3 protein-coding genes and 1 pseudogene are annotated in these 9,377 nt (G+C 53.6%); all 4 read right to left on the reverse strand.

What is annotated here, in order from left to right; all coding sequences use genetic code 11:
- Positions 1-201: 201 nt before the first annotated feature.
- A complete protein-coding gene (locus D7Z26_RS05205) occupies positions 202-4,527 on the reverse strand; it encodes a discoidin domain-containing protein (RefSeq protein WP_120974988.1) in 4,326 nt (1,441 codons plus the stop codon).
- Between the two features lie 23 nt (positions 4,528-4,550).
- Entirely contained in the window at positions 4,551-7,442 is a 2,892-nt protein-coding gene (locus tag D7Z26_RS05210) for a family 16 glycosylhydrolase (RefSeq protein WP_120974989.1), read from the reverse strand.
- Entirely contained in the window at positions 7,439-8,473 is a 1,035-nt protein-coding gene (locus D7Z26_RS05215) for an S-layer homology domain-containing protein (RefSeq protein WP_120974990.1), read from the reverse strand. The genes D7Z26_RS05210 and D7Z26_RS05215 overlap by 4 nt, the downstream gene beginning before the upstream one ends.
- Positions 8,474-8,542: 69 nt before the next feature.
- A pseudogene (locus tag D7Z26_RS27240) lies at positions 8,543-9,377 on the reverse strand (FIVAR domain-containing protein); the annotation flags it as partial.

A 9,377-nucleotide genomic window follows, 5' to 3' on the forward strand; every position in this document is an offset into this window, starting at 1 on the left:
CGCCACTTTAATTACATCGTTTTACGTTCGAAAAAGAAAGAAACGGATTTGACCGATTTCGAAAATATTTGTACCTATCGAATTCGGCATCCGGCGCCTACAAAGAATCGTGTTTAAAGGACAGACGCTCACGTCATTGAAGGAGGTTTCCCCCCGTCCATGTACGTGAGCGTCGATCCTAAGGTCGATAAGGTACCGAAATTAATTATCCGAAAGCCAATTGTCGAGAATCATTCTTGCGACGGCCGCGAGCACTTGGATGTCGATTTTGCCGCTGTCGAACAGGTCGGCAGCTTCGATCTTGCTCCAGTTCGCATCCGTTTTCTTCGTTCCGTAATACTTGGCGATGACGGACAGATCGTTAATGGTGACGCTCGTTTCGCCTGGAACTAGAGTCACGATCTTCGTCATGAAGGTTTGCAGTGCAGTGTTCACGGTCGCAGTCGCCGCGTTCACTTGCGTTTGCGTTGCCGCCGAACTGCCGAGTACCACATTGGCGCTCGTAATGGACGCCTGCAGCGCCGCTTTCGCAGCCGCCGGATATTGACCGATTTTGGTCCCTTCGGCCGATGCGTCGTACTTGGCTTGCGCGGCCGCGATCGCCGATCTCAGCGACGTTTTGTCTACGACGCCCGGATCGGTGTGCACCGAGTTGATGAACGCCGTTACCGCAGTGTTCAGCGCGCTGAGTGCATTCGCGACTTCCGCTTGGGTAGCTGCCGCGTTATCGCGCACCGCTTTCGCGTCGTTAATGGCGGTCTGCAAGATCGCTTTCGATCCGATCGGATACTGGCCAATGTTGTTTCCTTCTGTTGCTTCGTCGTGCTTCTTCTGGGCGGCGATAATCGCGGCGCTCAATTCCGCTTTATCCGCTTCTTTAATTTGTAGGCGGAGAGAGACTCCGTCTAACGGCGTACCGGAACCCTCGAAGGATACTTTGATGTCGGATAACGATACCGTCGTTTCGTCCGCCGCGGCCCCTGCTTTGGTTTTGGCATGTACGGTCAACAGATCTCCGACCGTGCTAATCGCGTAGTCGTTCCCCTCGCTGGCCATGAGGATCAGAATTTGCCCTTTATCGGCTTTGATCGCCGTCCCCAGCACGTTGAAATGGTTTCTCAGCGAGCTTAAAGCATCGTCCGCCAAGGAGAGGGAGCCGTTGCTGCCGGTTATCGTGTTAAATTCCAGCACGTTCGGGTCGTAGTTCACGACGACGTTCAGAGTCGTGAAGCTTGAGAGCAGGCTGCTTACGCCAACGGTCAAGTCGAACGGCTGTTGCCGATAGACTGCGTCGGGACCGTTTATCGTGGCAACGGTCGCATTGACGTTTTGTCCGCTGATGGCGATCAAGGCTTCACCTTTCACGCCGGAGCCGTCGTTGGCCGTCGCAATGACCTTCACCGTTCCGTCCTTCGCGGCGGTTAACAAACCTCCGGCGCCGATGGTCGCCAAATCCGTTGCCGTACCGTCGGCGTTCGCGACGGACCAGGTCACGGTTTTATCGGCCGCGTCGTCCGGCAATACTTCCGCGGACATTTGCAATGTTCCGCCCTTGGTCGTTATCGTACTCGCGCCGTTCGCTCCGGAAACGACGACACTTGTTACCGGTATCAAACTTGTGCTATCCGCGTAGACGTAAATCTCGTAAATCGACCACCAGCTCGAATTCGTGCCTGTCTGCACGATCTTGATGTATCGGGCGGTCCGATCCGCGAAATCCGCGACGACAAACGGTCCCGCGGCCGTATCGCTGACGATCGCGCTGCCCCAATTCGCGCCGTCGTTCGAGACATAGATTTCATAGCTGCGCGCATAGTCGGCGCTGGTGCCCGAATCCATCACGAGCTTGTTGAGGGATTGAACTTTCTTCATGTCGACGACGATGGATTGACCAGGAACCATCGGCGTACCCACGGACCAGCGTGAGGACATGTTGCCGTCGAACAAGTTGGCCGGATTGTCGTTAACCGGACTGGTCGTTGCCGTCCAACCGGTCCGATCCAGCGACTTTTCCGTATCCGTAGATACATTGAATTCGCTGACCGTCCACCAGCTCGTCGATGTTCCCGTCTGCTGCACTTTGATGTACCGGGTCTTGATCGTCTGGGCAAAATCCAAGGTTAATACAGCTGAACTGTTCGCATCGTTGGAGAATACCGGATCTCCCCAATTCGCGCCGTCATTCGAAACGTACAGTTTATAACCGCGAGCATAATCGGTGCCCGGCGAATTGATGACGACTCTGGAGACGTTCTTGGCTTCCTTCATATCTACGATAAAGTACTGGTTCGCATCGGGTTTCATCGGCGTACCCGTCTGCCAAACGGTGCCCGTAGTGCCGTCGATCAATTTATAGGCATCCGTGCTGCGCAACGGGGCTTCCACCATCCATTTGTTTTGGTTATACGAAATATATTCTTTAGTCGTCGTTGCGCTAGCGGGATCGCTGTGCGCGGACCGATTGCCGGAAGAATCCCTCGCCACGGCCGTGTAAGTATACGTCGTGCTCGCTTTAAGACCCGAATCGTTGTACGAAGCCGTATTCGAAGCGCCGATCATCGTACCGTTGCGGTAAATATCGTAACCATCGACGCCTACGTTGTCCGTTGACTCGGTCCAGGTAAGATTGATTTGCTTGCTCGACACCGCCGTTGCCGTTAGATTCGTAGGTACGGTCGGCGGTTCGTTGTCCCCGGAAACGTAGTCCGTAAGGGTTTGCCGCATCGCGCTTGCCGGCGAGCTGGCATAAACTTTTCCTCCGGCGTCGTTGATAATATGGGTGATTTCGCTTCCGGCGACTCCGTTCAGCCAGATCGTCGTGATATGGTGAATTTTCACGCCTTCCACTTTAGGGACTTCAATGGCGTTGTTCAGTTTGACCGCCGCGTCTCTAAAATAGGAATAAATGCCAAGTGCCCAAGCTTCATGGGTCGTTACGTTGTCTGCTACCTTATAGGAAGCGTACCCATTAACCGTTCCGTTGTGGCTCATCCAGTCCTCTTGTCTCTGCGGATCGTAAGGAATCTCCGATTGATAGAAATACAACCGTCCGCCGTTGCCGTTCCAAAGCGTCTGATACTCCTCGTGATGCTCGTTAAACAAGCCGTAGATCGTGACGTCGTTTCCGTTTACGACCAGCCCGTTTTTACTGATATTGTTGTTCCAGCCTGCCCCGGCGCCATGGTCCGCTCGCCAAATCCAAAAATGGTCCCCGATGACGTCGTTGCTGTTGATTTGCAGGCCGACATCCGCAGTTCCGGCTGCCATTCCGCCGATTCCGAAGAAAAGATCAGATAGAAGAATCGGATTTGCCGCATGATTGATCGTACTTCCCACGGTTCCGACTTCCAGTAAAGCCGAAGATTTCGTCTGACCGGCGATAAAAAGCAGTCCCGAAACGCTTACGCCGTCTACATCGGCCACCGTCATTGCCGTTTGCCCGTTATCCGGCACGATGGAGGCATAACCGAGCCCCATGATGATCGTGTCGGGTCTCGTGATTCGAATCGTATCGCTCGTATGGTAGATGCCCGGAGTAAAAATCACGTTCTTTCCTTGGCTCAGAGCATTGTTAATATCCGAAGCCGACGATGCATTCGGCTTCGCGATGTAGAACTGATCGATCGAAATCGAGTTGCCAGGCGTTGAGCCGTTCGCCCAACTTACCCCTTTCGTATTCTTCTGTAATGACGGAACGAAAACGCGATATTCGCCGGAATCGTTCATATAGAGGTAAGGCTTTTCTTTCATGACCGGTGTTTTGTCGATTACCGTATAAGGCGAGTCGGGAAACTTCCCTGCCGGCGGATTCGTATCCCCGACGAACATCATGTTCCACACGCCGTTCGACCAAGATCCGTATTTATCGTTGCGGGAGAAAAACTGTTGCTGAGAGGCGGGAATAATTTGACCGTCAATAATCGAATCGGCAATGTAACCTCCGCTTGCCCAGCCGGCATTCCAATTAGGATCGAAATCGAACAGAAGGAGATTCCCGCCGATATGGACGCGGCGCATCGGCGCCGCTTGAGATACCGCGAATTTCGCGTCCGTCTTAGTAGGAGGGTTTTTGGTAAGGTCTAGCGGATTGACGGACAGGTTTTCGATCGAACGCCAGAAATTCCTGGTGGCGTTGCCGTTATCCCATTTGGCATCCGCGTTGACTCCGCCGTTGATTTTGACATCGTCCGGGTTCTGTCCTAATCCGGATACTTGCGTGTAAAAGCCGACTTTAACGTTCAGCTTATCGTAAGTTCCCGGTTTGAACAAAAGCGCGTAACGATTGCTGCCGAATTCCGACTTTTCCTGGGCGTTGAATACGGAATCGGTAGCCGCCTGAATGTCGGCAGTCGGCATGGAAGGGTCAAAGACATACACGTTGGGACCAAAAATGCTGTTCGTGGCCTCGCTGATCGGTGTCGGCTCGGCCGCATGGGAATGGGCGGGATGAATAGAGACCGAACCTATCGCAATCGCAAGCAGGGAAAAGAGTGATAATAGCCTTTTCATTACGCTTCGTTTTGGCATTTTTTCACATCCTAATCATGAAATTAGTTTTCTAAAAGCCAGTTATCGAGAATCATTCTTGCCACCGCCGCAAGCACTTGGATGTCGATCTTGCCGCTGTCGAACAGGTCGGCCGCTTCGATCTTGCTCCAGTTCGCATCCGTTTTCTTCGTTCCGTAATACTTGGCGATGACGGACAGGTCATTAATGGTGACGCTCGTTTCGCCTGGAACTAGAGTCACGATCTTCGTCATGAAGGTTTGCAGTGCGGTGTTCACGGTCGCAGTCGCCGCGTTCACTTGCGTTTGCGTTGCCGCCGAACTGCCGAGTACCGCATTGGCGCTCGTAATGGCCGCCGGCAGCTCCGCTTTCGCAGCCGCCGGGTATTGACCGATTTTGTTCCCTTCGATCGATGCGTCGTACTTAGCTTGCGCGGCCGCGATCGCCGATCTCAGCGACGTTTTGTCTACGACGCCCGGATCGGTGTGCACCGAGTTGATGAACGTCGTTACTGCCGTGTTCAGCGCGCTGAGTGCATTCGCGACTTCCGCTTGGGTAGCTGCCGCGTTATCGCGCACCGCTTTCGCGTCGTTAATGGCGGTCTGCAAGATCGCTTTCGATCCGATCGGATACTGGCCAATGTTGTTTCCTTCTGTTGCTTCGTCGTGCTTCTTCTGGGCGGCGATAATCGCGGCGTTCAATTCCGCTTTATCTGCTTCTTTAATTTGTAGGCGGAGAGAGACTCCGTCTACCGGCGTACCGGAACCCTCGAAGGATACTTTGATGTCGGATAACGATACCGTCGTTTCGTCCGCCGCTGCTCCGGATTTGGCCTTGGCATGGACGGTCAATAGATCTCCGACCGTGCTAATCGCGTAGTCGTTCCCCTCGCTGGCCATGAGGATCAGAATTTGCCCTTTATCGGCTTTGATCGCCGTCCCCAACACGTTGAAATGGTTTCTCAGCGAGCTTAAGGCATCGTCCGCCAAGGAGAGGGAGCCGTTGCTGCCGGTTATCGTGTTAAATTCCAGCACGTTCGGGTCATAGTTCACGACGACGTTCAGCGTCGTGAAGCTTGAGAGCAGGCTGCTTACGCCAACGGTCAAGTCGAACGGCTGTTGCCTATAGACGGCATCGGGACCGATTAATGTCGCTACGGTCGCATTAACGCTTTGTCCGCTGATGGCGATCGAAGCTTCTCCTTTCACGCCGGAGCCGTCGTTGGCCGTCGCAATGACCTTCACCGTTCCGTCCTTCGCGGCGGTTAACAAACCTTCGGCGTCGATGGTCGCCAGATCCGTTGCCGTACCGTCGGCGTTCGTGACCGACCAGGTCACGTTTTTATCGGCCGCGTCGTCCGGCAATACTTCCGCGGACAATTGCAGCTTGCCTCCCTTGCTCGTGATCGCCGATACGCCATTCGCTCCGGTTACGTTGATGGCGGCAGCCTTCTTCGGAGAAGCAAAAGGGATATAGCTGCCGTTTAACATGAAATTCGTAAACTCCGCGGTTTTGACGGGGATGGCCGTATTGAATTTCCTCGCGAAAATGCCGACTTTGGGACTCGATAACGCAAGATCGAAAGTATCGGCCACTTGAGTCCAAACGACGCCGTCGCTGCTGTAGTAACCCTTGTAGATCGTTCCGGTTTTTTCGATTTTCAGATAAATATCCGAAGGATACACAAGGTCAGCATAGTTTTTATCCTTTTGCGCACCGCCTTTTATCTGAGAGAACCTCAGTTGATTAACGCCGGGCGTGCCGTTCGCTTGCCGTCCCAAGGTGATCGCATTGCCGTCGTCTTGATAAACGACCAATCCGGCCCATTCGAAGCCGTTCTTCGCATCGAACTTCACCTTAGTAGAGACCGTAAAGTCGCTCGTTCCGGGATTTCTCAGCAGGATGCTGCTCGGTTTATTCGCAGCTCCCCAGCTCCCTTCGGCCGTCGTTAATCTCATGGCGTCGGGATTGCTCTCCGCGTACCAATTGCTGCTGATCTCCCTTACCCACGACCACCCGTCGCTTAGGCTTTTTCCAGGACGCGTACCCGGTTCCGGATATTGCCCGTTATACTGATAGACTCTGACATAATCCACGAGCATTTGTTTCGGCTTCGTCCAATCCGTCGTCGCGTCCGGATTTCCCGGCCAATCGCCGCCGACCGCCAAATTCAATTGGAGATAGAAGTATTGGTCGAACGGAGCCGGATAAGGATAATCCGCCGGTTTATTGCTATCTTTGCTGAACCAATCGTTCTTGGTCGAAAATAGAACGCCGTCGACGTACCATTTCATTTCTCCCGGAGACCATTCCAGACTAAAGACGTGGAAGTCGTCCGAAAATTTCCGGTTGTCGGGCAGGGTGTAACTCTCTCCGGTGTGCGTCCATGGATTACCATAATGTATCGTGCCATAGACCGTTCCCGGATCATGCCCGAGATACTCCATGATGTCGATTTCGCCGCCGACCGGCCATCCGCCGTAAACGTTCGAGTCGGACGGCATCATCCAAATCGCGGGCCACAACCCTTTGCCTTCCGGCAATTTGGCCCGGAATTCGAATTTGCCGTATTTCCAATCGCCTTTCGCTTTCGTCTCAAGCTTGCCGGAAGTATATTGGTTGCCTTGATAATTCTCCTTGCGCGCTTCGAGTACTAAATTTCCGTTCTCGACGCGGACGTTCTCGGGGCGGTTCGTATAATTTTGCAGTTCGTGATTGCCGAAACCGCCCCCGCCCGTGGTGTAGTTCCATTTGGATTGATCCAATGTCTGAGCGTTGAACTCGTCGTTCCAAACGAGAGTCCATGGAGAAGGATCCGTATCGCCGGTACCGGCTCCCGCGTTTCCTGCCGCGGCATAGATCGGCGATAACGACGCCGTCGACGTGAATAGCGCAATCATTAGAAAAGCGACGATTACTTGATTAAATAATTTCAAGGCTTAACACTCCCGGAGTCGTAATTGTCGATAAATCTAAGAATCAATACGACCGCTTCCGCTCGGGTAGCTTTATCATTCGGAGCGAATTGATTGTTTTGTTTCCCGGAGACCAGGCCAGCTTTGGCCCCTACCGCGACGGAGTCCTTCGCGTACGCGGGAATTTTGACGGCATCGGCAAACGGAAGCTTCGCCTCCGGATCCGTTTCCAATCCGAAAGCACGGACGAGAATCGTCGCCATTTCCGCACGCGTAATCGGTTTATCTCCGCGGAAGGAGTTATCCTCGAATCCGTTAATGATCTTGGCTTTAACTGCCGTCGATATCGAAGCTCTCGCCCATTTCGGTATGTTGTCGAGATCGGCGAAAGACAGTTCATTGGCGTCGTTGGCCGGCAATCGCAGCGCGCGAACCAGCATCGTGACGAACTCGGTCCGGTTCACTTGATTTTGCGGGCGGAACGTGCCGTCTTGGTAACCCGTGACAATGCCAAGCTTAATGGCTCTCTGAATCGCCGCTTCCGCCCAATGCCCGGCAATGTCGTTCGACGACTTATCGATCGCAATGGACGTTCGTACCCCTACGGTTTGCTGCGTCTTTTTCAATTTCGAATTGACAAGGGTAGCGTCTTTAATCTCGATTGCGGCATTCCCCTCGCCTATCGTCTTGAAAACCAAGGTGAAAAACGTTAAATTGCCGCTGTCGCCGGGGATAGCGCCGATTTTCGTATGCGCGAACGTAAGAAGGTTTCCTTTTACGATCGGACTGACCGTAAATCCGGTACCGGTGCTTTTCGCCTCCTTAAACATCAGTCGCTTGGAATCGAATTCCAAATTAAATTCGTATGCGAATACATCGGCGAGGTTTGTTCCCTTGACGGTAACCTGAACTTCTTGGCCCAGGTCGGCCTTCGCGCTCGCGGTCAGGGTATAAGAAGGAGCGGATGCCGCCTGAATCGTCTGCGGCAGTATCCAGGGAATGCATAATAGCGCCAGTCCGATTAAAAATAATCTGCTTATCGTTCTTTTCATTCCCGTTTACGCCCTTTCCGGTTGGATGAAGGAGGACGGCCGTTGCGCCCTCCTTCGTCGATCGAGAAATTAGTTTTCTAATAGCCAGTTGTCGAGGATCATTCTGGCCACGGCCGCGAGCACTTGGATGTCGATCTTGCCGCTGTCGAACAGGTCGGCAGCTTCGATCTTGCTCCAGTTCGCATCCGTTTTCTTCGTTCCGTAATACTTGGCGATGACGGACAGATCGTTAATGGTGACGCTCGTTTCGCCTGGAACTAGAGTCACGATCTTCGTCATGAAGGTTTGCAGTGCGGTGTTCACGGTCGCAGTCGCCGCGTTCACTTGCGTTTGCGTTGCCACCGAACTGCCGAGTACCGCATTGGCGCTCGTAATGGACGCCTGCAGCGCCGCTTTCGCAGCCGCCGGATATTGACCGATTTTGGCCCCTTCGGCCGATGCGTCGTACTTAGCTTGCGCGGCTGCGATCGCCGATCTCAGCGACGTTTTGTCTACGACGCCCGGATCGGTGTGAACCGAGTTCGTAAACGCCGTTACCGCCGTGTTCAGCGCGCTGAGTGCATTCGCGACTTCCGCTTGGGTAGCTGCCGCGTTATCGCGCACCGCTTTCGCGTCGTTAATGGCGGCCTGCAAGATCGCTTTAGATCCGATCGGATACTGGCCAATGTTGTTTCCTTCTGTTGCTTCGTCGTACTTCTTCTGGGCGGCGATAATCGCGGCGTTCAATTCCGCTTTATCCGCTTCTTTAATTTGTAGGCGGAGAGAGACTCCGTCTACCGGCGTACCGGAACCCTCGAAGGATACTTTGATGTCGGATAACGATACCGTCGTTTCGTCCGCCGCGGCCCCTGCTTTGGTTTTGGCATGTACGGTCAACAGATCTCCGACCGTGCTAATCGCGTAG

The organism is Cohnella endophytica (assembly GCF_003628305.1).
Classification (GTDB): Bacteria; Bacillota; Bacilli; order Paenibacillales; family Paenibacillaceae; genus Cohnella; species Cohnella endophytica.

Coding starts and splice junctions, on each gene's coding strand:
- D7Z26_RS05205 (WP_120974988.1), bottom strand. CDS start 4,527: ATGCCAAAACGAAGCGTAATGAAAAGGCTATTATCACTCTTTTCCCTG.
- D7Z26_RS05215 (WP_120974990.1), bottom strand. CDS start 8,473: ATGAAAAGAACGATAAGCAGATTATTTTTAATCGGACTGGCGCTATTA.